The organism is Amycolatopsis sp. cmx-8-4 (assembly GCF_046548675.1).
Classification (GTDB): Bacteria; Actinomycetota; Actinomycetes; order Mycobacteriales; family Pseudonocardiaceae; genus Amycolatopsis.
Genome location: NZ_JAEBDZ010000028.1, coordinates 47,127 through 73,292, shown reverse-complemented (window position 1 = coordinate 73,292; position 26,166 = coordinate 47,127). Strand labels below are relative to the sequence as shown.

Genomic DNA, 26,166 nt, shown 5'->3' with positions numbered 1-26,166 from the left:
CGGGCCGACCACGATCCGCCGCGCCTACGCCGACTGGGCCGATCAGCGCTTCGGCCGCTACCAGCACGCGCTCGAGCGTGACGGGGTCGACCTGTCTTCGTGGCAGTCGCAGGGTCCACCGCGCGCGCCGGCTAGCTCATTGTTCCGCCCGCGAAGTTGAGCAGGCAGAAAAGATGCCGGGCAGCTTGCCAGAGCAGTGCCGTGTAGAGCTTGTAGGAATCGGCTATGCATGAGGGAGCCGGTCATCAGTTCTCGTTCGCGTGGGTCTGAGGGTTGATCACCGGACTTGGCTCCTGCGACCATTCGACACTGCGAGGAAGGGCGCTGTTCTGAAGGAAGTCGTGGGCGGCACGCCGGGCCGCTTCCACCGGGATCTCCGCATCGTCCGGATAGAAGAACTCCGTATTGCCGAGGTAGTACATCAGCTCATCCCAGCCGTCTGGCAGGGGAAAGGCGCCGTTCTTGCTGAAGTACTCGTGCTTGCCGTTCGAGTAGCGCAAGCTGCCGCGGTCGCGGAAAAGCCCGACCGTAAGATCTGGCATTGTGACGTCGCCATCAGCGATGAGCTGCGCTACCTGTCGGCTGTCCGCTTCGGCGACCTCGTCGAGCACGGCATCCAGTTCGGCGGGGGTCGTCACGGTGACGGGTGTTTCCAGGTGGCCGACGTACCACGCTTCGAGCATCAACGTGCCCTTCCCATGTAGCGGTATACCTTCGTCGTCCCGTCCGGAGTCGTGCCGTAGACCGTGAGTATCGCCCCTGGCGGGAGAACGGACGGCAGAACTCTGTCACACCCCATCGGACCGGGGCACGGAACACTGTTGATCGTAACCGTCACGTCGCGAAGGTTGGTCTTCGCCATTCGCACTGCAAGCTTAGTTTCGACGTGGGAGGCGATGGCCAACTTCTTGAAACCCAGGCTCGTCAGGTGATCTTGCACCTGGTCGTAGGTGACGTCGTTCGGGTCAGTGGGATCAGATACCTTCTTGCCGCTGCTGATCGGGTTGCCTGGTTCACTCGATTGGGTCTCGAACCAGCGTCCGTGCGTTTTCTGGCCTGTGTTCGGCTGGACCGGCGGCGGCAGGCCCGCTCGGGCCGCGACTACTTGGGCCGGTTCATCTGTCGTACGGCCGATGTTGGTCGGGTTGGTGGCCGGCGAGCGTGCGAGCCCAGCGGCTGGTTGGCCGCGCAGGCTCGCGACGTACTTCTCGAGGGCTGCCTGTTGCTGAGCGAGCCGGTCGCCGAGGTCGTTGATCGCAGTCTTGGCTGCGGAGACCAGTTTGCGGGCTTGATCGATCTTTTCGGAGGTCGTTCCTGGGGTTGCTTGAGCGATACCCTGATCGACTTCCTCGAGCTGCCCGAAGGCTACGTCGAGTCGCTCTTTGGCGACTGTGAGCTTTTCGATGGCCAAGGCCACCTGCGTGATGATCTCCCGGACGCTCGGCACCCGATGATCATGCGCTGTTTTGAATGACTTGCAAGGCGAGCTTCAGGCGGTGCGGTAGGGGCTCGGCCACTTGCAACTCCAGCTCCGCACCGCCCGCAACCACTAATTGCTCCTCGCCGACAAGACGATCATCATCGTGCTGGCCTACGTGCCGCCAGCTCCTGCGCTCCCGCCATGATCGCCCCCTGCGCCTATCTTGGCTGGTGAGGGCCTGATTGTCACGCAGGTGTGTCAGCCCTGAGTAGCTCCAGAGCGCGGAGCTCTTTCGGGGCGGTGGTGGTGAATTCGGCGCGATGGTGTCATCTCGGCAGTCGTGACGCTGGCGCGGTAGCCCCATGATCGCCACGGTGCAGCCCGGGCTCGCGCGGTCGCGGACGATGCCACCACTCCACGACATGCCGGTGCGGAGCGGGTGTGTTTGATTTCGGCAAGTTGAATTGGCCCCGGTTCGGCATTCTGAACTGGCCCCGGCGGCTGGGTTGCGGGATCGGTCGGCATCTTGATGTGGCCCCACCTGCGGTCGTCGGCGTGGGGGCGGCACTCTGATTTGGCCCCACCTTGTTCGGGTGTTTCTGCTGGTCGAGGTGGGTGCTGGCCGGTGACGATGGCGTGGTGGTGAGCGAGCGTGAGACCGGCCCGGTGGTGACGTTGGTGTGGGCGCTGGACGAGGTGTTCATCGGGTTCGCGGGCCGGCCGGTCGCGGTGGTCCGCCGCGAGTTGGAGGATGCCTGCGAGGTGTGGGACTGCCGGCTGGACGAGGACACGTTGGACGTGTTCGCGGCCGAGATCGCCGCGGGTGAGCGGGTTGAGATCGACGCGGGAACGATCCGCGTCCCGCCGGACGGGCCAGTCGAGGTGGACTGGCGCGACGCGCCGTTCTGACCGGTGTTCGGCTGGCCCGGCTGGTGCGGCGGCGTTTGGTGGTGCGCAGCCGGAACGACTCGCTGCCGGTCTCGATGATGGACGCGTCGAACGTCAAGCGATCGACGATCGCGGCGCAGAGCCGCGGGTCGGTGAAGGTGCGCGCCCACTCGCTGAACGCGGAGTTACTCGCGATCGCGATGCTGGAGCGTTCCTCCCGCTCGGTGAACACCTGAAACAGCAGCTCCGCGCCGCGGCGATCGAGCTCGAGATAGCCGAGTTCATCGAGGCAAAGGAGATCGACGCGGCCGTAGCGGGCGATGGTCTTGGACAGGTGCTTGTCGTCGGCGGCTCGACGAGCTCGTTGACCAGCGCGGCGGCGGTGACGTAGCGGACCTTGAACCCGGCTTCCGCGGCGGCGGTGCCCAGCCCGATCAGCAGGTGGGACTTGCCGGTGCCGGAGTCCCCGATCAGGCAGACCGGTTGCCCGGCGCGGATCCAGGCGCCTTTGGCGAGGGTGTGCACGAGGGCGGGCGGGACGTTCGGGTTCGCGGCGAAGTCGAAGTCCTCGATACGTTTGGTGCGCGGGAAGCCGGCTTGCTTGACCAGGCGGGCCTTGCGGCGGACCTCGCGGTCTTCGCACTCGATGAACAGCAGCTCGGAGAGGAAGGTCTTGTAGGTGGCTTGCTGGCGGGCCGCGGCGGCGGCCTGGTCGCCGAAGCGGTCGCGGATGGTCGGGAGCCGCAGGATTCGGCAGGCCTGCTCGATCGCGGCGTCGGCGGCTTCCTCGGTGATCTGGTCCCGGCCGCGGGCGGTGGTGCGGGTCATGACGCGTTCCCCTTCTTCGGAGTGTTGTTGAGCAGCTGGTCGTAGGCGGCGATCGACGGTGCGGGTCGGGAGTCCGGCGGCAGTTCGGCGTCGCGGCGGCGTTCGGGCAGGGACACGACTTTGCTGCGGCTGCGTTGTGGTCGTGGCAGTTCGGTGTTGGGTTCGCCGGCTGCGGCGGCGTGTTTGCGGGCTTCGATCGCGACCACGTCGGGTGAGACCGACCCGGCCTCCAGGGTTGTGCGGATCCCGGCGATCACGTGTGCGTGGCTCATGCGCCGGTGCAGCAGCAGAACCTCGATCAGCAGCCGGGTGCCGGCCTGGTCGCCGTGTTTGGCGCGGGCGGCGGCCCAGAACGCGTCGTGGGTGGCGGTGAACCAGCCTTTCTGCCGTGCGTGGACCAGCGCGGTCGCCCCGCGCAGCGCGCCGGGTTTGCCGGCCAGGACCTCGAGATAGTGATCGAGCACGAGATGCTGGCCGCCCTTGGTGGTCAACCGGGGATGCCGCGCGACCTCGGTGGATCCGTGCAGCACCACCAGGTTCTCCGCGTCGAGCTTCGCCCGCACCGTCTGTCCGATCAGCCGGGCCGGGACTGAGTAGAGCGCTTGGCGGACGGTGATCCTGGCGTAGCGGTCGACTCGGGGTGTCGTGGTCAGCGCGATGTCGAACTCGTCCACCGGCAACGCCGCCAGCAGCGGCGCTTCGAGCGCGAAGTCCTGCCCGATCGTCGTCACCCGCGCGTCGATGTGGCGGGCGTCCTCCGCGCGGTCCGCCGCGGCGAGCTTGTCGTTGATGCCGGCCAGTCCGGAGATGTCGGCGATCTTCGGGACCGGGACGAACCAGCGCCGCCGGAACCGGCCGCCTTCGCCTTCGACACCGCCCTTCTCGTGAGCGCCTTCTTTGCCTAGCATGCAATAGAAGCTCGTGACACCGTAGGCGGACTTGAACAGTACCCAGCGGTCAGTCTCGATACGTGAGCGTCCGAAGCAGACCCGCCGGACCGCCGAGGACAGGTTGTCGTAACGGATCTCCCCGGCCGGGACACCACCCAGCTCGGTGAACGCGGCGACATGACCGGCGAAGAACGCCTCCTGGCCCTGCGAGGAGTAGACGCGGTGAATTGCCTTACCGGAGAACGACATTCGCAGCGTGAAGAGGAAGCACTTGGTGTCGACCCCGCCGACGTTGACCCAGACCTCGGCGAAGTCGACCTCGGCGTCCTGTCCCGGAAGATGTGTCTGCGGCACAAACCCGTCCATCACGCCCGCCCGGTTCCTGGCTTCTAGCACGATCTCCGGGCGTCGCTTCGCGACATACTTCGAGACCGTGCGGTAGGCGATTGTCGCGTCGTGCTCGTCGAGCAGCCGCTCCCAGATCCGGTGCGCGGTATGCCGCTGCTTGCGCGGCGCGTCCAGATCCGCCCGCAACATCTCGTCCATCGCCGCGCGCAGCGGACCCGTCACCGGCGAGGACCGGGCCGGCGCCTTCCGCGGCGGTGGGACGGCCGAGCCGAGTGCCTGACGCACCGTCCGGCGATGCACCCCATGCCGGTCAGCCAGCGCCCGAACAGACAGGCCTTCCACCCGGGCATCCCGCCGGATCAGCGCGAACAACTCCACCCTGGACACCATTCCGGCTCCCACGCGGACGGCCCCTCACCGGCACTGTCCACCCAGGACCCTCAACTCGACCCACCGACTCGCACACCACGAGCAGGAATTCGCCCGATCGGTGGGGCCCGCTAACGGTGCCGAACCGGGGCCAAATCACGATGCCACGGCCAGATCGATGTCATTCGATGACGATCTGTCCAGCAGTACGGCTGCAAGCGGTCCGATGAACGTGGCCATGAGCACACTGGTCCGTCCAACTACGCGGACGGGCTTGGTCGCCGCATTGTCGATGATGTGCGACAGTGCGGCGACCAGGCGGACATTTCGGGGTGATGTCTCAATCTCCGCAAGCGTCGATGCTGAACGGTAGATCGAATCCGCTGACGAACAAAGTGCCGATGGTGAGGGCGGAACCTGCGCCACCTGTCGTAATGGCCAGTCCGCCGAGGGCTATGCCGAAGCCGGCCGAGTCGATTGCCGCGCGGGCCACCGCTCCTACGCACGAGTCGCGGCCGGTGGAATCGACGCGGTTGACGGGATTCCCGTCGACGTAGATGTACCGGTTGGTCGCGTTCGGCTCCATGATCGGGTTGACGGGTCGATCGCGGTCCAATTCGCTGTAGTGGTGTCGTGCCAACGGACGCCGTGCCTGAGCCAGCCGGTGTTCTCGTCGAGCAAGCCCTTGTGTAGCGGATGTGGTTGATCGAGGACGCCGTTCCCGTGGCAGCGAGTTTCTTGCCGGCGGGTCGTAAGCGTAGGTGGCTGCCTTCACCGAGCCCCTCGGTGTCTTGCTGATTGCCGACGGCGACCCGGGCGTGGTGTGCGCCGGGCGGGGTGATCGGGAGAACGTGGTCGCCGGGGGCGGCGGTCACGGATTGCAGCCGCGCTTCGGTGGCGAAGTCGCAGGCGAGCTCGATGACGATCTCGTCGTCGGTGTTCACAAGGTGAGTGTGTCCGCCGTCGAGAGCCCTGACCACGGTTTCTGCCGATCTCACTCGACCGGACGCGCCGAGGTGTTCGGATCCAAATGCGAACGATGATCACTTTGGAAGGTCGAAGACGCGGCATCGGTTGAACCATAGTCACACAATGCGAGACGACGTTGTGGTCTTGTTACCGGACGTGACCGCTGACGATCACAGTGGGCACGGTTACGAGACGCTCGTCTGCCGCGCCCGGCCGCGGGCGTACGTCGTCTTGGTCCTCTTAGTTCGGCGCGTCAACCCGGTTAAGGTTGGAAGGCGGCGGGAGGAGACAGACTCTGGACGAGCGCGCGCCGATCCACAACCGGCTGGATGGGGACGCCGAAGCGGTCCTGCAGGTTGGGCACGTCGCCGGGGACGTGCACCTGCACTCCCGCCCGGCCGGCGAATCGTTGCCCGCTGGGCGCCCGATCACGGCTTGGAGCGCCTTCGACCTCGGGGTCCACCGGGCCATCACGATCCCCGGCGAGCCGCTGCCGGACCTGCCGCGGTACCTCAGGCGCGCGCACGACGACGAGCTGGACCACCAGCTCGCAGACCTCTCGCAGAGCGTCATGGTCGTGCTGACCGGTGAGTCGTCGACGGGCAAGACCCGCGCGCTCTACGAGTCCGTCCTCATCCACCCGCGGCTGCGGGAGTGGCCACTCTGGTACCCGCGCACGGCCGACGAACTGCTGAAGCTGGTGCGGTCCGGGCGGCTCGGCGGCGAGGCGGTCCTCTGGTTGAACGAGACCCACAATCATCTGTCGGGGCCGACGGGCGACGTCGCCGCGGTCGCGTTGTGGAGCCTGATGGACGGGTCGCGCGGCGGTTCGACCGTCGTGCTCGGGACGTTGTGGCCACAGTTCTGGGCCGAGTTCGTCGCCACCCCGCGCAGTGCGCAGAGGGACGACCACGCGAACGCCCGGGCCCTGCTCCAGCAGCGCGCCCGGCGGATCCGGGTGGCCGAGCGATTCGGCGACGAGGACGTGCGAGCCGCCTGGTCGCTCAGCACGGCGGACCTGCGGCTGTCCGCCGCGTTGTCGGCGTCCGGCCGCGGGCGCCAGGTGATCCAGACGATGGCGGGCGGCCCGGCCCTGGTTGAACGGCTCGAGTACCCGGACGACGCCGACGACCGGTTCGCCGCGGCGATCGTGACCGCGGCGATCGACGCGCGGCGCCTGGGCCGGCTCCAGCACGTTTCCCGCGAGCTCCTGGCGGAAGCGGCGGCCGGCTACCTCGACGAACAGGACCGCGTCGGCCCGCCCGAGGACTGGTTCGACCGTGGCCTGGCTCGCGCCGCGGGGGAAGCGGTGCTCGGCGTGACAGCGCTGGTCCCGCACCGCCGGGCGCCGGGCGCGGGCCCAGCCGACGGCTACGACTTGCACGACTACCTGGACCAGCACGGCCGAATCGCCCGGCGGGGCCGCCCGATCCCGGAACCGCTGTGGGCGGCGTTGCTGCGCCACACGGACGATTCCGACGACGTGATGCGGCTGGCCGAGAGCGCCTGTCAGCGGTTGCTGTACCGCTACGCCGACCCGTTGCTCGAGCGCGCCATCGGGACGGCGAACGAGGACGAACAGGACCACCTGGTCTTCTTCATGACCGAGTACGGGCGCCTCGACCGGGCACTTCAACTGCTGCGAGACACCGCCTACCGGCCGCAACTACGACGCCGCGGCCGGCGGGGCGGGTGGCAGGAGTCCCTCCAGGAAGTACGGGTGCTCACCCTGCTCGAGCACGGTTGCCTCCGCGAAGCCCGGGCGCTGCTGGATGTCTACGTGGAGCGCCCCGAAGTTCAGTGGGCGTGGGTGCACCTGGTGGACCTCCTGGTTCGGGACGGGGAGACCGACAGAGCCGTCGAACTCCTCCAGCGCCTGGTCGACCACGGCATCGCGAGGTACGACGGTGCCGCCGAACGGCTGGCCGACCTCCTCGCCGATCGAGGCGACTGGGAACCGCTCATGGATCTCCTGCGTGGGGGCCGGCTCCGGCAGGCTCAAGGGTGGCTGGCGAAGCGGTTCGCTGCCGCCGGAAGGCTGGATCGCCTCCGTGCCCTCGCCGAAGTACGGGATCACGCGGTCTCCCTCACCCTCGTCGAGGCGCTGCTGAGGGACGACCGGGTCACCGAGGCTCTCGAACTGTTCACCCGGATCCGTGAACGCGCCCGGCCCACCGGCGTGCTGCTGGAACTGCTCGTCCGGCACGGCGGGCCCGACTTGGCCATCGAGACGGCGATCAGGTCGGAACCGGACCGGTCCGACGAGTCGCTGCGCGACCTGGCCGAGGCGCTGTCCGCGCACGGGCACCGTGACCGCGTGCTCACGCTGCTGCGGGAACGCGCGGAAGTCGAGCTGGACCGACCGGCGGTCCGCGACTCCCCGGACGTCCTCGCCGAACTCCTCGCCGAACACAGCTGCTGGCTCGAGGTGCTGAAGATCGCGCGCCACAACCCGGAGTGGGGGCTCAAGTGGATCCCTCGCCGGCTGGCCATGGCGGGCAACATGGTCCAGCTGCGGAAGCTCCTCGACCAAGGTCACGAGCACGCGGGCCGTGAATACGTCAGGCTGCTGGCCAGGACTCACCGGATGCCCGAAGCGCTAAACCTCGCCCGCACTTCCGCGGACGCCGGCCTCGGTTGGGCCGACGACGAACTCGCGACCTGTCTCGCCGAGTCCGGCCGGTTCGACGAACTCGCTGCCAGAGCGGCCTGCGGGAACGAACACGCGTCCCGGTGGCTAGTGATCTTGGCCCGCCTGGGAAAGCTCCCGGACAGCCCCGGCCTCCTCCGGCACGGCCTGACCGCGGACGTCGGACGCGTGACAGATCGAGGTCAACCCGCGTCCGGGTCCTGACGGAGAAATCCCACCGCAGGTATCGTGCGATTTCCGAGGCGCGAGGCGAGGAGCGGAATGACGGGCGAGGACGAACTGCCGCCGTACCGCGCGGTCGTGGTCGTGGACACCAAGGAGTTCGGCGGCCACTCCGACCGAGGCCAGGCGGTGCTCGCCGACGCTATCCCCGATGTGCTGGCGCTGGCGTTCGAGCGCGCCGGGCTGGCCCACGTCTGGCGCGAGGCGCTCTTCCCGCACGGGACGGGTGACGGTTTCGGCCTCGGCTTCGACACGCGCCACCTGCCCGCAGTCGTGATGCGGTTCTTCAACACGCTCCAGGAGGTGCTGGCCGAGCGGGACACCCGGTTTTCTGGCGCCGCGCGCCGGGTGCGGTTGCGGATGCGAGCGAGTCTGAACGTGGGACCGGTTCTGGACCCGGGCCCAGGCACCGGCTCTGCGGCCGCGATCGGTGGCGCGGTGATCACCACGCACCGGCTGCTCGATGCGCCCGAGGTGCGCGACCTGCTGACGCGCTCCGACCCTGGGCAGACGTTTCTGGCGGTGGTGCTGTCCCAGCGGGTGTTCGAGGACGTCCTCCTGACGGAGTACGCGCGGCTGCCGCCGTCCCTGCTGGTGGCCCGGCGGGTCGCGGTGAAGGAGTACGCGGGCACGGTCCACCTCTACGTCCCCCGGCCGAGCGGTGACCTGCTGACGCACGGCTTCGGCACCGACGAGCCACCGCACCCCCTGGAACTCCCGGAGCCTGAGCGCCCGGCCCGCACCACCAACATCATCAGCGGTGGCGACTTCGGCACGGCCATCCAAGTCGGTCACCTGCACGGCGGCCTCCGCCACGAGGCGGAGCAGTAAAGCGGACTGGACCAGGAAGCGCGAATGCCGCCGAACGAGACCGAGCCATGAAGCGATCCTGGCGATGGATTTCGTCGAGTCCGTTACCCTGACCGGGCAGCGGCAGTACATCCTCGCTGCCGTCCACCACGCTGGCCGGCGGGTCCGCGTTCTCGGTAGCACCGCGCACCCACCCATGTCTGGGTTACGCAGGCTGTCCGCAATCTGCTCATGGACCTAGCGGATGCCGGGCACGTTGCGCAGGTGAGGGTTCCTCATCCGTGACCGCGATGCCAAGTACCCCGCGTTGATCGCTGAGATCCTCCGCGACGCCAAGATCGCCTCTGTGCTGACCGGTGTCCGGATGCCTCGTATGAATGCGATCATGGAACGCTGGGTGAAGACGCTGCGGGCCGAATTTCTGGACCGCCGGTTGATCTGGAACGAGACTCACCTCCGGCTTGCGCTTCGCGAGTACGAGTGGCACTACAACCAGCATCGAACCCACCGGTCGCTGGCTTCCGCGGCGCCCCTGCGAGCCCGGCCCCAGGCCCTTGTACCCGACCGGTTCGACCGCCTCGTGATACGCCGGCAGGACCGACTCGGCGGAGTCCTCCATGAGTACAGACAGGCCGCTTGACCTGCACGGACGTAGTTTTCGGCACGCGCAGGGCCGAGCAGCGGAAGCGAGATGAAGTCGTTGACCTTCGGTTCTGGATGTCCGGATGACTGAAGCCGCTATGCGGCATGAGACCGCATAGCCGGGGTGAACCTCAGGCAGGCTTCGGGCAGCCTTGGTGGAACAGGATTCTCACTGCTGCCAGTTGCCTCGTCGCCAGACGCAACAGGGCTGTGGCATAGCGTACATCGAGGCTCGAGGTCGCCGATGCGGTTAGGATGCGCTATCCGCGTCGGCGACCGATGGGCGAACCATGACTGATTCACGATCATCGAACTATGAGGGCGGGAAGCCCTGGTGGAATTTATTTGGCGGGCGGGCGCGAAATGTCATTCAGGCACGAGACGTCCACGGTGACATCATCTTCGAGAGCAGCTCGGCAGGTAGACCGGAAATCAGCAGATCTCGGTGCGCCTACAGTGTGGTTAACACGATCCGAGTCCGCCAGCTTCCATCCTCGCCACGTTCGCGATGGGGCACCAAGGTAGCGCGCGGCCTCGCCGTCTCCCATGACGGATCCCAGATTGCGACTGGTGATTCGAGTGGTCGAGTAACAATTCTACATCCTGCTGACGATGAAGTGCGCGCGCTGCAATTCCAAGGGACGGTCGACGTCTCCGCAAGAGACTCCCCCATCGGCTCTCTGTTACTTGCCGGAGGATGACGCCATCGTCGCGACCCAACCTCTTGGAATCTGGGATGTGGCGACAGGAAAAAAAAGAGAAGAGTTTGCCGAGTTCGATAACAATGGAGTTCCATTCGCGGTTGCTGCTTCCAGGGATGGTCAGTTCGTTGCGTTGGGGAGCCTCGTGAAGCAGAACACGAGCGGCGCTGTCTGCAGCACTATTCACATCTTCGATCTGCTTGCCGGAAAAGAGGTAAGATCGGTCACCTTAAAAGATATGGTCTTCGGCATGAAGATCGACGCGTCGACACAACTATGGCTGACTGGCACTCGCAAAATATACCTTTGGGATTTCTCTGTCAGCGAAAAGCCGACGCCCGCCCAGGTGTATAATTACTTGTCTTTCACGGATCCAATCAGACACATTAATACGCCGAACTGGGAATTTGGCACGATTTACGGGCTCGATGTCCGAGTTGAGAAGCTGGATTCTGGAAACTGGGGAGTATTCGCGTGCTGGGACCGGGTCGCACGACTCGGAATGTCCGATGGCGGAGTAAGCTACTTTCCGGAGCTTCCCCATGATGGACCAGTATACGATGCCGTACTCAATGATGAAGGCGCGCTCGCTGCTACCGCAAGTCATGACGGTACCGCACGAGTCTTCGATGTAGCAACCCGACAAGAGATCGGGCGCGTAATCCACGGAGCGGCTGTCACGGCGGTGCGATTCCTGCCAGGAACCAGTGACGTGGTCAGCGTGGGCGTTGACGATACCGTGCGGATCTCGTCGGTCAATTAGCCGACATGACCCTCAGGGCTTGCCAACGACGTTGGCGCGCGACCCGGCGTTTCCCCATGGCGGCCGGCGGATTGTATTCGCAACCGAACTGGTCGCGACCGCCGAATAATGGGATTAATTTGCGTAGTCTTCGCTGCGGGCATCGAGTGCGTCGTGGACGTCCTCGACGTGCTGGAGGTCGATGGTCAAACCGTTGGCTTCGAAGATCGTGACATCGATGCTTTCCTCGTCGAGTCGTTTCGTCGAGAGTGCCGTGCCGTCAGCCTTATACCACGGTTCGATGCCGTCAGCTTCGTCCTCGTCGGGAAGGACGCGCACTGTGGTGCTGGCCCACCAGTCGCTGGTGCCGGGGTCGGTTTCGTCGCTTCCGGCGAGGCTCGCTTGGCTGTTGAGATGAAGCTCAACCCACTGCAGCTGAGCAAGCAACTGTCGCGAAAGGTCGGAGTCCCTGCGGCGTGCGGCCATAGGACAGTAGTACTCGGATTTCTCAATCTGCTCAAGATGGGCGGCGGAGCGTGGTGTGTGGAAGCGGTGTGGGTGTGTCGATCCGGAGGCGGGGCGTCCGTATGGGCTGCGCTGTCCTCGGCTGGCTGGGCGGGGGCACGGTAGCTGGTACTTCACGGTGGAGTTGCCGGGGCAGCGCGATGGTGGGCGGTGCCGGCTGCGGCGTGGCGGGTTTTCGTCTCGGGTTGCGGCGGTGCAGGCTCAGCGGTATTGGCGGGGTGAGGATGTTGATCCTGATCTGAGTCTGGTGACGGTGGGGCAGTGGCTGGATATCTGGTTGGCGACTCGGCACGGGATTCGGCCGGCGACGCGGAGGATCTGCACCCAGCTCGTGCGGGACTACCTCAGGCCCGGCCTCGGGAACGTCGCACTGGCGGAGCTGACGATCGGTCGGGTGCAGGCGATGTTCACGGGCCTGCTGCGAGCGAACGCCACGCGGGTCCGGCCGTTGTCGGCGATGACCTTGCAGCGGATACGTGAGGTGCTGCGTGCGGCGCTGAACGGGGCGATCCGGCGTGGGTTGATCACGAGTAATCCGGCGCGGTGGGTGGAGTTGCCGTCGCTGCGGCGGCCGCGGGCGGTGGTGTGGACGGAGGCGCGGGTGGCGGTGTGGCGGGCGACCGGGGAGCGTCCGCCGGTGGCGGTGTGGACGGCTGAGCAGACGGCTGCGTTTCTCCTCCACGCCGGGTGCATCCGTTGCATGCGGTGTTTCACGTTGCGGCGCTGACGAGGCTGCGGCGTGGTGAGGTTCTTGGCTTGCGTTGGTGTGATCTCGATCTGGTTGGTGCGTCGTTGACGGTGACTCATCAGGTTCAGGAGCGGGACGGGCGGGCGGTGATCTGTCTGCCGAAGTCCACGGCGAGCGGCCGCGTGGTGTCCCTGGATCGGGGCACGGTCGCGCTGCTGGTTCGGCTGCGGTCTGCGCAGCGCCGTGAGTGTGGGGGGCTGCTGACGGGTGGGTGTTCGCGCGGGAGAACGGCAGTCACTGGAGCCCGAGTTACGTGTCGCACACGTTCCGACGGCTGATCGAGAAGGCTGGTCTGCCACCGGTGCGGTTCCACGACCTGCGTCACGGCGCGGCGACGCTGTCCCTGGCCGCGGGCAACGACCTGAAGACCGTGCAGGCCCTGTTGGGTCACGCCAGTATCGTCCTGACGGCCGATACCTACACCAGCGTGCTCCCGTCGCTGGCTCAGGCCTGCGCGGAGGCAACGGCGAGCCTGGTCCGCCGCGCCGGCTACGACCGAGGGAGGAAGATCTGCAGGTCAGGCGCTAGGTTTACCCGGCAAGGGCGACGTCGAGCCGTCGGACACGGTCCGCGCTTCATCCGTGCCGGCGGGACTCTGGGCCGGACACACAACGGCCCCACCCCGGACCCACAGATCAACAAAGCCCACCGGCAGCGACCCTGAAACTGCAGGGAAACCGTTGGTGGGCTTTGCTTTCCGACTGTGCGCCATCAGGGACTCGAACCCCGAACCCGCTGGTTAAGAGCGGGAGCAGCGTCCACCCAACCACGATCCCGATGCCGTCATACGGCTCGACGCCCGATCCAATGCCACCGCGTCCTGAACGGAGTGATCAACGAATACCACCGCGCCGCCTTAACCGACCACAAACGGCAGCTCACAGACCGACACCGCGTTTTGGCACGGTACAGGCCAGATTTGAGCTTCATGTCCTCGACGAAGAGGTCGTCGGCGCGCCGGACGGTCTTCCTGGTAGCTGCGGGCAGCTGAATGTCTGCGGAAGCACTGCGTAGCCGGACGCCTTCGAGCTTCTGTGCACGGCGAAGAATCGGCACTCGGTCAGTCGTCAACCTGCGGGTTCGGCGTCGTCGGCGAGTCGAGTTCCTGGTTGACCTCGCCTGGCGGGGCCTCGGTCAGCGGCGCCGTGATCACGTTCTGCTGGCTGCCGCCAACCGGGATCGCAACGTCCTGGTCATTCCTCTGCTCGCGGTGCGCGCTTCCGGTGGCGTGATGGCCGATCTTGGTTGTCACCGTTTTGAGTTGGGGGGCACCGAGGTCTTCGAAGATGACCGCTGCCTGTTTCCAGGCCTGGTTGGCCTCTAAGCGCTGGCCGGCGGTTTCCAGGGCATCGCCGATGCAGGTGAGGGTGCGGGCAGAGTCGAACCTGTTGTCGAATTCCCGGTTGATCGTCAGCGCCCGGACAAAATGAGACATCGCCTCGTCGACATCGTCGAGATCCAGGTAGACCATGCCGAGTACCCGTTCGGTCCATGCCTCTCGCCAGGCGTCTCCGATGGCTTGGCAGACCGACAGGCTGTGCTGGCACCATGTGACAGCGTCGGCGAGCCGGCCTTGACGCCGCAACACGTTGCCGATGTTGGCGAGCACCGTTGCTTCTGCCCCGCGGTTGGCTGTCGCGCGGAACGACTCAAGGGCCTGGTTAAGGTATGACGTCGCCGCGTCGACACGATCCAGGCCCCGGGGCGAGCAGCCAAGGCCGTTGAGCGCCCAGCCGACGAAGTACGGCGCGTCGATCTCGTGAGCGGCCAGCAGGATCCGCGAGAAGTACTCGGTTGCGTCGTCCCACTCCTCGAAGTCGAGCGCGTGGTCGGCGAAGTTCTCGATGATGCAGATCTCGCCTTCCCGGTCACCCAGGTCGCTCGCGATGGTCAGTGCTTTGTCGAGAATCACGACCACATTCTCCCAGCGCTGTTTCCACAGCAGGTCGGTCATCACGACCGGTAGCTTCCAGCCGAGGTCGTACGGCATGACAACAGCAGCCTGGATCGCTGCGAGCAGGTTCGCCCGCTCTGCGGCGTACCAATCCAGCGCCTGGTCTCGGCCGTCGAAGGCCAGTGGCGCGTCAGTCAGCCTTTGCGGCCCCGGCTGGACAAGCCGCCGGTTGGGGTACACCACCTGGCTCGCGTTGACGGCGACCCGGAGGTACCAGTCGAGTACCCGCCGGACGGCGTCGTCCCTGGTGTCCGGGCTGTCGTTCGCCTCGGCGAGTTCTGCGGCGTAGGCGCGCAGAAGGTCATGGAACTGAAAGCGATCACGGCCTGTCCGCTCCAGCAGGTGGGCGCTGGCCAGCATCTCGAGGGACCTCTTCGCGTCCGTCAATCGGACGTCGATGAGTGCCGCGGCGGCCCCGACGCTGACGTCCGGGCCAGGGTGCAAGCCGAGCAGGCGGAAGGTGCGGGCAAGTTCAGGCGCCAGGGAGCGGTAGGACCAGGAGAACACGCATCGGATGTCGGTCGACTCATCCCCGTGGGTGGTGAGTGCGTCGAGCCGGTGTCGTTCCGTCGTGAGCTCCCCGTTGAGGTCGGCGATGGTCGAGTAGGAGTCGGTGGCGGCACGCTCCGCCGCGATGCGGAGTGCCAGCGGCAGGTAGCCACACAGCCGGACGAGCTCGGCAAGGTCCTGTGGGTCCTCTTCGGCGCATCCACCGCCGATGATCTCGCGAAGCAACGCTTCCGCCTCATTAGGCGATAGCACGTCGACGATGAGGCGGCTCGCGCCGGTTCTGGCGACCAGGTCGGACATGTGGTTGCGGCTCGTGACGATCACCGTGCAGGACGGCGAGCCGGGCAACAGGGGCAGGATCTGCCCGAAGTCCCTGGCGTTGTCGAGGACGACAAGCACCCTGCGGTTCGCCAGGACCGACCGGTATAAGCCTGTTAACGCGTCGAGGCCGCGGGGAATGTCCTCCGGCGACACCCCGAGTCCGATGAGAAACCCTTCAATGGCTTCTTCGGGCGACAGGGGGCGAAGAGGGTCGTAACCACGCAGGTTCACATAGAGTTGGCCGTCGGCATACTGCTCGTGGACCCGGTGGGCCCAGTGCAGGGCCAACGCGGTCTTGCCGACGCCGGGGGAGCCGGCGAGCGCCGAGATGATCACGGTGCCCGACTGGTCCGGACCGACGGCGGCCAGCGAGTCGAGCTTCTTCAGGTCGGACTCCCTGCCGACAAATCCGCGGACGTCCGCAGGAAGCTGCCTCGGCGGACCGTCTATCAGGCCCCGACGGCCATGAAGGTGCACATCACCGCCGACAGTGTCAGCCTGCAAAACAATTCCTGCACCTCCGAACACGGAATTGCGGATGCGTTCTGGCTGATTCGATTCACTCATTGCATCCCAATGACGGATTGACTGATCTGGTAGTATACACCCGAGGGTTTTGGTTCGCCACTGATAAGGTTGGCCTGATGCTTGATCGGCATGCCCGTATGGAATCGAGGGACGTTGCAAATCGTTTTCGTGCACACGCCGATGTCCGCCACGACCGTCCCTCAGCGCCGTGCTTACTGGGCGAACTTCGACAAGCATTACTTCAGCACGCATCCGTGGCTGCGGCCCATGCGTGAGATCATGTGGGAACTGCCGCACTGGATGCACTGGCTCGGAGGAGTGCTGGTGGCGCATGGCTACACATCCCTGGATGTCGCCGACCTCTACACGAGTCGACTGACCGTCCGCGATGTCCTCAGGCAGCATCCCGGAGACGTGTACCTGTTTTCACCGATGACGGTGAACCTCCCTGCCGCGCTGTCGATCGCCGATGTGGTGAAAGAACTCTCTCCGGGCTCGGTGACGATCTTCGGCGGGGTCGTGGCGACTCCTCTGCATTGGGAAGTCGCCGCCCATGGATCTGTGGACTACGTCGTGACCGGGCGTGGCGAAAAGGCGCTACCCGCGTTGTTGGACGCTCTTCAAGACGTTCACTCGCTCGAACAGGTGGGAGACCTAACTTATTCCATGAAAGATGGAACGATTCGGTTCAGTCCTCATCGATACCAAGATTTGCCGATCCGCGAGATTCCTTTTCCAAAGATTGATCTCTTCTCCCCGTCGGTCGGGCAGAATATTCGCTACCTTCGCCAAGTGTACGCACTCGGCTGCCCATACACTTGTTCCTTCTGTGCCATCCAAACGATCGGACGGAAACAGGACTACGCAGCCACGGACCGGGTGCTCGCCGAGATAGCGGCGTATCGACAGCACTACGGCACCCACCACCACGTCTACTGGGGCGATGAGACTTTCACCCTTCACCGCGAGCGCACCGCTACCTTGCTCGAGGCCCTCGCCGAACACGGTGGCATCGCTTACGACTGTCAGACTCGGCTCAACTGCCTGCGCGACCAGGCTCTGGTGAATCAGCTCGCGGCCAGCGGATGCCGATGGATCGAGATCGGCCTGGAGACTCTTTCGCAGGAAAGTCACCATCGCCACAAGCATCATATGCGACTGGACGATGTGGAAGAGACGCTCATGCGCCTGCGGGATGCGGGGATCGCCGCGTGCGCGTTCGCGCTGAACGGGCTCCCAGAACAGACTGCCGACGACATGCGGCGCAGTATCGACTGGGTTTGCGACCTGATCGACAAAGATCTCTTGCAGGCCTCGTACCTGTCGAACCTCGTGCCCTACCCCGGCAGCGCATTGTTCGACCATCCAGAGCGCTTCGGCATGCAGTTACTGCATCGCGACTTCGACCGGTACCACGAAGACCTGCCCGCCGTGTACCGCGGGCAGTACGGCGATCCGGACCAGACCTACCAGGTGTTTCTGGATGGCGTCGAGAGCATCGCGCAGGCGATGGCCAAGCGTCCATACTTTGGCAACGTGCCAGCCGACGTCAATGAGGCACAACTTGGAAACTTCTGGGACGGCTCGCACTCCTGAGATGGGTCAAGTCATCGAGGCACCCCACGACCAAGACTATCCGCTCGAACCTCGACGTAGCGCCGTCGATCTGGAGCGCCACCGTGCGGTCACGGGTCCGGCCTGCGGTGGCGCCGAACATCCGCTCGTCGGCCATAGCGGACGTTCGAGTGTCGTCGGATGAGATCCACAACCGGGGTCGGTCGAGCGTGGAGCGGTGTCGCGCGGAATTACCGCGTGGTCTGCTCGCGGGCTCGGGGTGTCAGCTGATGCGATAGAGGTGTCCGCCCCGGACTGCGAGCACGGCGAGAGGGCCGCTCGTAGGGCCTGCTGTTGCTTGCCAGGCTGTCGCGCCCGGTGCGGCTGTCGCGGTTTGCGCGGCCGTGAGTGGTAGGCCGCTGATACCGCCCCCGGTGACTGTGCCGGTCTGGTCGGTGATGAGGACGCAATCCGGTGGGGTTCCGTTGATGGAGGCCCAGCCGGTGGTGATGGCGCCGGGGTCGGTGGCGGGTGCGTCGAGCGCTCCGTGTGCGATACCGGCGCCCTTGTCAGTCAGCGGTTGTGCGGTCGCGAGGTCCAGGTGGCTGCCGAGTTCAGGGCCGTGGCAGCCGAGGGTGAAGGCGTTGTTGAATGGGTAAGCCTGCAGCGCGCGAGCGGCGGGAGCGGCCGCGCGCTGGATGTGCAGGGCCTCCAGCGCCGCCGGGGCGTCGACGCGCAGGGCGATCGCGGCGAGATTGAGCGGCGTGTAGCTGCGGTGGACAAGGTCGGCCTTGCCGCCGCCGATCGCATGCGTGATCAGGGACAGCGCGACGAGAACGGCGGCAAGGTAACGTTGCGACCATTGTGGACGGTGAACGGCGATGAGCACGACGAGGGCGGTCGTCGCCAGGGCGGCGACGAGGACGTAGCGGCTGATGAGCCCGACGTTGCCGCCGGGGACGTTGGTGGTGGTCCGGCCGAGCGCGAGCATCAACGCCAGTGCCAACGCGTAGAGCGTCAACCCGAGCCAGCCGGCGTCGCCGTTCACCGTGCGGTGACGGTGGTCCGCGAGCGTCCGGCCGACCAGCAAGGTGAGCAGGGTGATCGTGAGTCCGCCGGAGATGACCGCGAGGACAGCGACGTCCACCGACCACAATCCACCGACGGCGGCGGCGATGACCGACAGGCGCCCGTCCGGGTCGAAGGCGGCTGTCGCGCCTGACTGGGTTCCCGTGGGTTTGGTGAGCCACCACGCGCCGACGACGACGATGCCCGCAGCGGCCGGGATCGCGACGCGGAGCCGAGATTCCCTGCGCAGCCACATGATGACGGCGATCGCGAACCAGATCGGCAACGCCGCGCCGAAGCTGAGACACCCGAGAACCGCCGCGCCCGAAGCGAGCGCGAGGCGGCCGCGGTGAGCGCAGGCGATCGCGACCGTGCAGAACGTCACCGCGGGGACCCAGCTGATGCCGTTCGTGCTCTGCAGCCACAGTTCGGTCGCGTGAGAGGAGAACAGCAGCCACGTCATCGTCGCGGTCAACGCGCCGCGAGTTGTCGAGGAAAGCTGCTGCGGCAACATCGTGCTCAAGGCGAGCACGGCCACGGCGAGCAAGGCGATCGTGAGGACGGTCAGGACGCGGTTGTCGCCGCCGAACCATGCCGCGTCCACGTAGAACAACAGCGACGGCACCACGAACGGCTGGTCGAGGTGGTAGGTGAACACCTGACCGAGCAGCAAGCCGCCGTTATCGTCGGTGATCTTGGCGAACACGTGCCAGTAATCGAGCAGCACGTGCATCCGAGGCGCACGCACCGCAGCCAGCAACGCCAGACCGACCGGAACGGCCGCGAACAACCACCACGCCACCACGGTCGGCCGCCACGAGACGCGGGCGCGAGCCGGTGCGGCGATCCGCGGGATCGGCGCGGTGACCTCCGGGCTGGGGACGTCGGTGAGCGCTGGCTGGGTCATGGATCTCCTGCCGGAACGGATGGCTGCGGACCCGCGACAGCAGGACCGGCAGGCATCGTAACCGGTGGTCTTCACGCTTCGGGAAGGCGGTGACCTGGTCTTTTACTGTATCGGTGATCAGTTGACAACTGTGACCCTCGTCTCGGTAAAGCTGTGTAACAGCTGTGAACCCACTCCGATGTTTGCTGCGGGTGAGGGGCGAAGACTTCCCGATCCTGGGCGAATCGAGCACGGCGTGCGCGGTGAGCCGGGCAAGACCCCGCGACGGCAGCTGTGTCCCGCGGGGCCATTGGGGGTGACCACGGCGCAGTGCCGCGGTCACCGGGGGAGGAACTGGCGTGCTGCGTTTGTCGCGTCCTGTCCATCTGGTCCGCTGGGTCAGAGCACTCGTGCTCGTCCTGACGATGACCCTGCTGCTCGGCAGCACCGAAGCCATCGCGGCACCGCCTCGACTCGTAGAAGCGTCGAAGCCGATTGACCCGCGCGACGTCGGCCTGCTGCCGTCGGCCGCGCCCACGCCGGTGGCTCCGCAGGCACCGTCGAAGGCGGATTTCGCGGCGCAGAGCCGGCTGGACGGGGGAGCGGGCACGCACTTCGACCTGCAGCGCTCGACGCCGGTGTCGCGGACGATGTTCACCACCGAGTACGTCAACGCCGACGGCACGCACTCGGTGCGGCAGTCGAACCAGCCGATGAACGTGCAGGACGAGCACGGCCAGTGGCAGCCGGTCCAGACCACCCTCGAAACGGACCCGGCAACGAAGCGCGCCGACGCCGACAATCACCCCTTGAGCCCGTCTTTGGCCACGAAGGCCAACGACGCCGCAGTGCTGCAGGTCGAGTCCGGCGGCCACACCGCCGGCCTGGCCCTGGACCAGGCCGCCCCGACCACCGCCGCGGTCAAGGGCGAATCGGTCACCTACCCCGAGGTCGCCGCCGGCACGGACCTGGACTACGAAGTCACCCCGGGCGCGGTCAAGGAGACCATCAAGCTCAAGCGTCCCCCGGCCGACGGGCGATCGTCGTGGAAGTTCAAGCTCACCACCGGTGATCTGACGCCGAAACTGGAGAAGAACGGCTCTGTCACGTTGGCCGACAAGGCCGGCGCGGCGAAGATCGTGCTGCCGCCGGTCGAGACCTGGGACTCCGCGGGCAACGGGGAGACGGCCCCGTCGATGACCGGCGGCACCTACACGCTGGAGAAGGCCGGTTCGGACTGGTGGCTGACCGTCGCGGTCGACCCGACCTGGCTGCGCGATCCCAAGCGCGTCTACCCGGTGTCGGTCGACCCGACCTTCACCTACGGCGTCACCGAGTCACACTCCTACCGCTCCGACGGCACCAACTGCGACGCCTGTGGCCTGCGGATCGGCAACAGCCAAGCCAACGGCGACACCTACAACCGCAGCGTCTTCCACATGGACTACTCGCCGCTGTTCGGCAAGACCGTGGTCGGCGCGCGCATGGACCTGACCCGCAACACCAGCGTGACCGGGTCGCTCAAGACCTGGAACGCGAACCTCTACCACGCCTCGGCGTTCAACTACAACGGCGTCGGCGGCTACATGACCAGCGCGCTGGTCGGGGACGCCGGCAGTTTCGTCGGCGAAGGCATGACCGGCTTCATCCGCGACCGCGTCAACGCCCGTGACGGCTCGGTGTTCTTCATGATGCTCGGCGCGGAAAACGCCGGCACCTGGACATACAAGAACCTCAACGCCACCCTCACCGTCGACACCGGTTCGCCGGCGCCAGCCGCAACACTGGTCGGTCCGGCGGATGGCACGGTGTCGACGTCACTGACTCCGACCCTAGCGGTCAACCCGGTCACCGACCCCGACGGCGAGGCCGTCAAGTACTGCTTCCGCATCGCCACCGGCGCGGACGCCAAGTCCGGCGTCGTCGTCGAGTCCGGCTGCCTGACCACCCCGACCTGGACGGTCCCGGCCGGGATCCTGCAGGACGGCGTCGCCTACACCTGGCAGGCGATGACCTACAGCGGCACCACCACCATCACACCCACCTGGGTCGGCCACTTCAAGATCGACCAGCGGATCGGCGACCACGGCCCCTCGCCGGTCGACACAGCCGGCCCAGTCACGGTCAACCTGGCCAACGGCAACGTGTCCACCGACGAGCAAACGCCGACCTTCACCACCGTCGGCGGCAACGCCGGACTGTCGTTCACCTACAACTCGCAACAGGTCGAGAACAAGGGTCTCAAGGCGTCCTACTTCGTCGACCTGTCGCATAACGGCATCATCAGCGACGCGCAGCAGCCAGTGCTGGTGCGGACCGAGCCGCAGGTCAACGTCGACTGGGGTACGGACTCGCCATTCGCGCCGGCCTTGCCCGCGGACTGGTTCGTCGCTCGCTGGGAAGGCTTCTTCCAAGCGCCGGTAACGGGGACCTACCAGTTCGCCGGCGTCCATGACGACGGCGGCACGGTGTGGATCAACGGCGCCAAGGTCTACGAGGTCAACACCGCCAGCGACCTGAACTGGACACAGGCCACCAACGTCTCCCTCACCGCGGGCCAGCGGGTCCCGATCAAGGTCGAGAACGCCGAGGCCACCGGCGCGGCGAAGATGCGACTGTTCGTCCGGACCGCCGACAACACCACCGTCGCCCCGCAGATCGTCCCCGCCGACTGGCTCTTCACCTCCGACCTGCCGGTGCTACCGCAGGGCTGGACGCTGTCGGCGGACCTGGACGGTGACGGCTCGAGCTACACCGAGGCCAAGGTCACCGACCAGAACATCGTGCTCACCGACGCCACCGGCGCCAAGCACACGTGGACCAAGAAGAGCACCGGCGGCTATACCGCGCCCGACAACGAGGAGGGCACGATCGCCCTCGACACCGCCGGCAAAGTCACTCTCAACGAGGGCGGCGCAATCTACGTCTTCCGATCTGACGGCAAGCTCGAGACCCAGACCAGCGTGCTCGACGGACGCAAGCCCGCGACACTGCAGTATTTCTACGACGGGACACCTTCGCGGCTACGGGAGATCAAAGACCCCGTCTCGCAGCGATCACACGTCCTGCACTACAACCGCCCGGGAGACGACTGCTATGGCGGCGTTACCCCACCTCCGGGCGCCGCGGCGCTGCCACCGTCGCAGATGCTGTGCCGCATCACGTACTGGGACGGGACGGAAACCCGCCTCTGGTACACCGGCACCGGGACACTGAGCCTCGGCCGAATCGAGGACCCGGGCTCGGAGATCACCGACTACGGCTACAACGCCCAAGGTCTGCTCACAGGCACCCGCGACAGCCTCGCGAACGATTGGATCGCCGCCGACCCGGCCAACCGCAAGGCCAAAGAGGGCGACCTGACCACCACGATCGGCTATGACACGTCCGCGAAGCCGAAGGCCGCCGGCGTCAGCTTCGCGGTTCCCGCTATCGGTCAGCCTCGTTCCGGCCGGACCTACCGTTACGACCCGGCAAACCGGCAGACCTTCGTGGACATTGCCGGTCTCAGCCCGACCACCGGGTTCTACTCGAAAGTCACCTACGACGCCGCCGACCGCGCTTTGTCCACCACCGACGCGACCGGCCGGACGACCAGCGAAACCTGGAATGCGAAAGACCAGGAGCTGACCTCCACCGATACCGCCAACCGGGTGTCGACCACGGTCTACGACTACGCCGACCGGCCCACCGACAGTTACGGTCCCGCGCCTGCCTCCTGTTTCGCCGGCCAGCTCCCGACCGCGGCGTGCGCAGGCACGGTCGGACACACCCACACCGGCTACGACGAGGGCACCAACGGCCTGTCCGCCGCTTACTACGACAACCTCGCCTTGACCGGCGCCCCGAAGGCGTACGCCACCGGCATCGGCACCACCGACGGCACGCTCAAGAGCGTGTGGGAGTACAGCAACGACGTCACTCCAGGCGTGTCCAGCGACGGGTTTTCCCTCCGGCTGAGCGGGGAGATCGCATTCCCCGCCTCCGGCGACTACACGTTGCGCGCCTACGTTGATGACGGCATACGCATGTGGATCGACGACCAGCTCGTCATGGACTACTGGCAGATCAGCAATCCCGCTTGGCGCCAAGCCGTCGTTCACAGCGACACTCCTGGCCAGGTCAAGAAGATCCGCATCGACTATTACGACAACGGCGGCTACGCCAAACTCGACCTCAACTGGACCACCCCCACCGGCACTCAGGAACTCGTCCCCGGCACCCAGCTGCGTCCGCGCTATGGCCTGACCACCTCGAGCGTCGACTCCGAGTCCGACGGCGTGCCGGACAAGACCTCCGCCACGCAGTACGGTCAAAACGGGCTCGACCCCGTCTTCGGAGCAGCCACCAGCTTCTCTACAGGCACTGGAGTCAGCCGCCTCACCACAGCCTCGGCATACGAAGCGCCAGGCACGGGCTACCTCCGCGCCACCACACGGAGTGCCCCGACCGGCGCAGCCACGGCCACGGCGTTCTACGGCGACATCGAAACCCGCACGAACCCGTGCATCGCCGGGAGTCCCGCGGTGAACCAGGGTGGCCAGCCCAAACTGCTGACCTCACCCACCCCGGCATCGGGTACAGCCCGCACCGACGAGAACGTCTATGACGCCTCAGGCAGGATCATCGCCCAGGCCACCAGCGGAGACTGGATCTGCACCACCTACGACGTTCGAGACCGCGTCACCTCGGTCAAGAGCCCCGCGAACCCGACCAGCGGTGAACGCACCGTCACCCACAATTATGCCGTCGGCGGTGACCCGCTGACCACCTCGATCAGCGACAACTTCGGCACCGTGACAGCCGTGGCGGACTTCCTCGGACGCGTCGTCGCGTACACCGACGTCCACGGCACCCGAACCGAGACCACCTACGATGTCGCCGGGCGGGTCAGCCAACAGAAGGTGACGCCACCCAACACCGCCGACGCACCTCAGGTCACGACGTTCGGCTACGACGACGCCGGCCGTCCGACGACGGTCACCCACGGCACGACGATCCTGGCCACGTCGACGTACGACGCCGCCGGCGAGCCGGCAACTGTCACCTACGCCAACGGCATGAGCCTCAGCAGCATCGGCCGGAATGCCGCAGGTCAGGAAACGAGCCTCACGTGGAAGACCAGCGATGGCACCACGACGGTGGCTCAGGTCGGACGGAGTCGCGCGGGCACCGTCATCGACGAATCCCTCGGTGGCGTCGACGCACGACCTGAGGGCCCGAACTACGTGTACGACACGGCGGGCAGAATCACCGAGGCCTACGTCACCGGGCACCATTACACCTACGACTTCACCTCGCCGACCGCCGCCACCTGCCCCGTGGGCAGCGCGAGCAACGCGGGCCTCAACACCAACCGGGTCCGCCTCCTCGACCAAACCGGCGCCGGCACCGCGGAGACTGGATACTGTTACGACAACGCCGACCGTTTGCTGGCCGTCACCGGAGCCACGGCCATCAGCGCCGTCGGTTACGACACCCATGGCAACACCACGCAGCTCACGACACCCAGCGGGACAACGTCGCTGGGGTGGGACAGCGACAACCGTAACCTCACCGTCCGTGTCACCGGCGCGGCAAGCGCCGATGTCGCCTATGTCCGCGACGCGACTAATCGGATCACCCGGCGCAATGTCGCCCAGGGCGACACCGCCACGGACCTGCTCTACTCCTACCTCGGTGACGGGGACTCCGCATCGCTGACCCTTGCAACCGGCGACAAGCGGCTGCTAAGCCGTACCTTCAGCCTTCCCGGCGGCGTCGTCTACACCGCTCGCTACGACGGTGCCGCAACCACCTGGGACGCCTCCAGCATCCGTGGTGACCTCGTCCTGACCACTGACGGAAGCGGCCATCAAGTCGGCACGCTGCGGACCTACACGCCCTACGGGGAGCCGCTGACCACGGCAGGAAACACCGACAAGAACAACGTGCCGGACAACCAGCCGGGAGCCATGGACTATGGCTGGCTCGGTACCCACCAGCGTCCCTACGAACATGCCGGTGGCCTGGCCATGGTCCAGATGGGCGCACGTCCTTATGTGCCGGCGCTCGGGAGGTTCCTCTCAGTCGACCCGGTGGACGGTGGCTCGGCCAACGACTACGACTACGTCAACGCCGATCCGATCAACGCTACTGACACCGACGGTATGCGACCCAAGAACGGCGACGACAACGGCCTCAACCAACAAGGCCGCAAGGGACACCGGAAGGGCAAGAGCAAGGCCAAGTCGGACAAGCACAGCAAGGGAAACCGTCACGGCGGCCGTCGAAATATCCCCTTGAACCCCAACAAAAACGGTAATCCTAAAAAAAAGGGACAGAGCTCGTTCTCCCGACTCCACGGCGGTGGGTTGTCTTTGCGGAACCGCGAATTGATGCGCGATTCTCCTTCGCTCAACCGCGGTAGCTACCGCAGCAGCGCTCGCGCACCTCGCTATCAGTCGAGTCCTGACAATGGGTGGGGCTGGCTCGGCGCCGGCGCAGCAGGAGCCGGGATCGGAGGGATACTCTGGTGGGTGGGTAAGCTTGCCTCGCCCGCTTGTGGGCCCGCCCTACCACTCTGCGCGATCGCCTTCTAGCGTTCACCTACA

17 protein-coding genes and 1 pseudogene are annotated in these 26,166 nt (G+C 66.2%); 10 read left to right on the top strand and 8 right to left on the bottom strand.

Going from position 1 to position 26,166, the window contains the following annotated elements; all coding sequences use genetic code 11:
- Positions 1-245 precede the first annotated feature (245 nt).
- Entirely contained in the window at positions 246-683 is a 438-nt protein-coding gene (locus ACLJQZ_RS39230; protein WP_410625647.1) for an Imm1 family immunity protein, read from the bottom strand.
- On the bottom strand, positions 683-1,447 hold the full coding sequence (locus ACLJQZ_RS39225) for a DddA-like double-stranded DNA deaminase toxin (protein ID WP_410625645.1): 765 nt from the start codon (positions 1,445-1,447) through the stop codon (positions 683-685). The genes ACLJQZ_RS39230 and ACLJQZ_RS39225 overlap by 1 nt, the downstream gene beginning before the upstream one ends.
- Positions 1,448-2,035: 588 nt before the next feature.
- Between ACLJQZ_RS39225 and ACLJQZ_RS39220 the strand changes: the two genes are divergently transcribed.
- Entirely contained in the window at positions 2,036-2,329 is a 294-nt protein-coding gene (locus tag ACLJQZ_RS39220; RefSeq protein ID WP_410625644.1) for a hypothetical protein, read from the top strand.
- 94 nt (positions 2,330-2,423) lie between these two features.
- Here ACLJQZ_RS39220 and istB read toward each other — a convergent pair.
- The 3 genes and pseudogenes from istB to ACLJQZ_RS39205 all read right to left on the bottom strand — a co-directional run.
- Positions 2,424-3,136, bottom strand: a pseudogene (istB, locus tag ACLJQZ_RS39215) (IS21-like element helper ATPase IstB); the annotation flags it as partial.
- Entirely contained in the window at positions 3,133-4,764 is a 1,632-nt protein-coding gene (gene istA, locus ACLJQZ_RS39210; RefSeq protein WP_410625642.1) for an IS21 family transposase, read from the bottom strand. The gene istA and the pseudogene istB, both read right to left, overlap by 4 nt.
- 319 nt (positions 4,765-5,083) lie before the next feature.
- Positions 5,084-5,359, bottom strand: a complete 276-nt coding sequence (locus tag ACLJQZ_RS39205; protein ID WP_410625640.1) for a hypothetical protein — start codon at positions 5,357-5,359, stop codon at positions 5,084-5,086.
- A gap of 145 nt (positions 5,360-5,504) precedes the next feature.
- Here ACLJQZ_RS39205 and ACLJQZ_RS39200 point away from each other — a divergent pair, with 145 nt between their 5' ends.
- The 5 genes from ACLJQZ_RS39200 (at position 5,505) to ACLJQZ_RS39180 (ending at position 11,500) form a co-directional block, all read left to right on the top strand.
- A complete protein-coding gene (locus ACLJQZ_RS39200; protein ID WP_410625639.1) occupies positions 5,505-5,786 on the top strand; it encodes a hypothetical protein in 282 nt (93 codons plus the stop codon).
- Positions 5,787-6,088: 302 nt separating this feature from the next.
- Positions 6,089-8,566: a tetratricopeptide repeat protein gene (locus ACLJQZ_RS39195; RefSeq protein WP_410625638.1), complete on the top strand. Its 2,478-nt coding sequence runs from the start codon at positions 6,089-6,091 to the stop codon at positions 8,564-8,566.
- Positions 8,567-8,623: 57 nt separating this feature from the next.
- Positions 8,624-9,415: a hypothetical protein gene (locus ACLJQZ_RS39190; protein WP_410625636.1), complete on the top strand. Its 792-nt coding sequence runs from the start codon at positions 8,624-8,626 to the stop codon at positions 9,413-9,415.
- Between the two features lie 286 nt (positions 9,416-9,701).
- On the top strand, positions 9,702-10,034 hold the full coding sequence (locus ACLJQZ_RS39185; RefSeq protein WP_410625634.1) for an integrase core domain-containing protein: 333 nt from the start codon (positions 9,702-9,704) through the stop codon (positions 10,032-10,034).
- Between the two features lie 689 nt (positions 10,035-10,723).
- Positions 10,724-11,500, top strand: coding sequence for a WD40 repeat domain-containing protein (locus tag ACLJQZ_RS39180; RefSeq protein ID WP_410625632.1), 777 nt, complete (start codon positions 10,724-10,726; stop codon positions 11,498-11,500).
- 114 nt (positions 11,501-11,614) lie between these two features.
- Here the strand turns inward: ACLJQZ_RS39180 and ACLJQZ_RS39175 are convergent, their stop codons facing one another.
- Positions 11,615-11,965, bottom strand: coding sequence for a hypothetical protein (locus tag ACLJQZ_RS39175; protein WP_410625630.1), 351 nt, complete (start codon positions 11,963-11,965; stop codon positions 11,615-11,617).
- Between the two features lie 286 nt (positions 11,966-12,251).
- On the opposite strand from ACLJQZ_RS39175, the gene ACLJQZ_RS39170 reads away from it, so the two are divergent.
- Positions 12,252-12,731: a hypothetical protein gene (locus ACLJQZ_RS39170; RefSeq protein ID WP_410625628.1), complete on the top strand. Its 480-nt coding sequence runs from the start codon at positions 12,252-12,254 to the stop codon at positions 12,729-12,731.
- Positions 12,732-12,939: 208 nt separating this feature from the next.
- Entirely contained in the window at positions 12,940-13,416 is a 477-nt protein-coding gene (locus ACLJQZ_RS39165) for a tyrosine-type recombinase/integrase (protein WP_410625626.1), read from the top strand.
- 396 nt (positions 13,417-13,812) lie between these two features.
- On the opposite strand, the gene ACLJQZ_RS39160 is transcribed toward ACLJQZ_RS39165, so the two are convergent.
- The gene (locus ACLJQZ_RS39160) at positions 13,813-16,104 is read right to left on the bottom strand and encodes an ATP-binding protein (RefSeq protein WP_410625624.1); all 2,292 of its coding nucleotides are present in this window, start codon (positions 16,102-16,104) and stop codon (positions 13,813-13,815) included.
- A gap of 90 nt (positions 16,105-16,194) precedes the next feature.
- Here ACLJQZ_RS39160 and ACLJQZ_RS39155 point away from each other — a divergent pair, with 90 nt between their 5' ends.
- Positions 16,195-17,661, top strand: a complete 1,467-nt coding sequence (locus ACLJQZ_RS39155) for a B12-binding domain-containing radical SAM protein (RefSeq protein ID WP_410625722.1) — start codon at positions 16,195-16,197, stop codon at positions 17,659-17,661.
- Positions 17,662-17,902: 241 nt separating this feature from the next.
- Here ACLJQZ_RS39155 and ACLJQZ_RS39150 read toward each other — a convergent pair whose 3' ends face one another.
- On the bottom strand, positions 17,903-19,594 hold the full coding sequence (locus ACLJQZ_RS39150) for a DUF2079 domain-containing protein (protein ID WP_410625622.1): 1,692 nt from the start codon (positions 19,592-19,594) through the stop codon (positions 17,903-17,905).
- A 629-nt stretch (positions 19,595-20,223) separates the two neighbouring features.
- Here ACLJQZ_RS39150 and ACLJQZ_RS39145 point away from each other — a divergent pair.
- Positions 20,224-26,154, top strand: coding sequence for a PA14 domain-containing protein (locus ACLJQZ_RS39145; protein WP_410625720.1), 5,931 nt, complete (start codon positions 20,224-20,226; stop codon positions 26,152-26,154).
- Positions 26,155-26,166: the final 12 nt, after the last annotated feature.

Bases quoted from the DNA above. Each gene is read 5' to 3' on its own strand.
- istA (WP_410625642.1), bottom strand. From the start codon at position 4,764: ATGGTGTCCAGGGTGGAGTTGTTCGCGCTGATCCGGCGGGATGCCCGG.
- ACLJQZ_RS39155 (WP_410625722.1), top strand. From the start codon at position 16,195: ATGCCCGTATGGAATCGAGGGACGTTGCAAATCGTTTTCGTGCACACG.
- ACLJQZ_RS39190 (WP_410625636.1), top strand. From the start codon at position 8,624: ATGACGGGCGAGGACGAACTGCCGCCGTACCGCGCGGTCGTGGTCGTG.
- ACLJQZ_RS39160 (WP_410625624.1), bottom strand. From the start codon at position 16,104: ATGAGTGAATCGAATCAGCCAGAACGCATCCGCAATTCCGTGTTCGGA.
- ACLJQZ_RS39150 (WP_410625622.1), bottom strand. From the start codon at position 19,594: ATGACCCAGCCAGCGCTCACCGACGTCCCCAGCCCGGAGGTCACCGCG.
- ACLJQZ_RS39145 (WP_410625720.1), top strand. From the start codon at position 20,224: ATGTTCACCACCGAGTACGTCAACGCCGACGGCACGCACTCGGTGCGG.
- ACLJQZ_RS39230 (WP_410625647.1), bottom strand. From the start codon at position 683: ATGCTCGAAGCGTGGTACGTCGGCCACCTGGAAACACCCGTCACCGTG.
- ACLJQZ_RS39175 (WP_410625630.1), bottom strand. From the start codon at position 11,965: ATGGCCGCACGCCGCAGGGACTCCGACCTTTCGCGACAGTTGCTTGCT.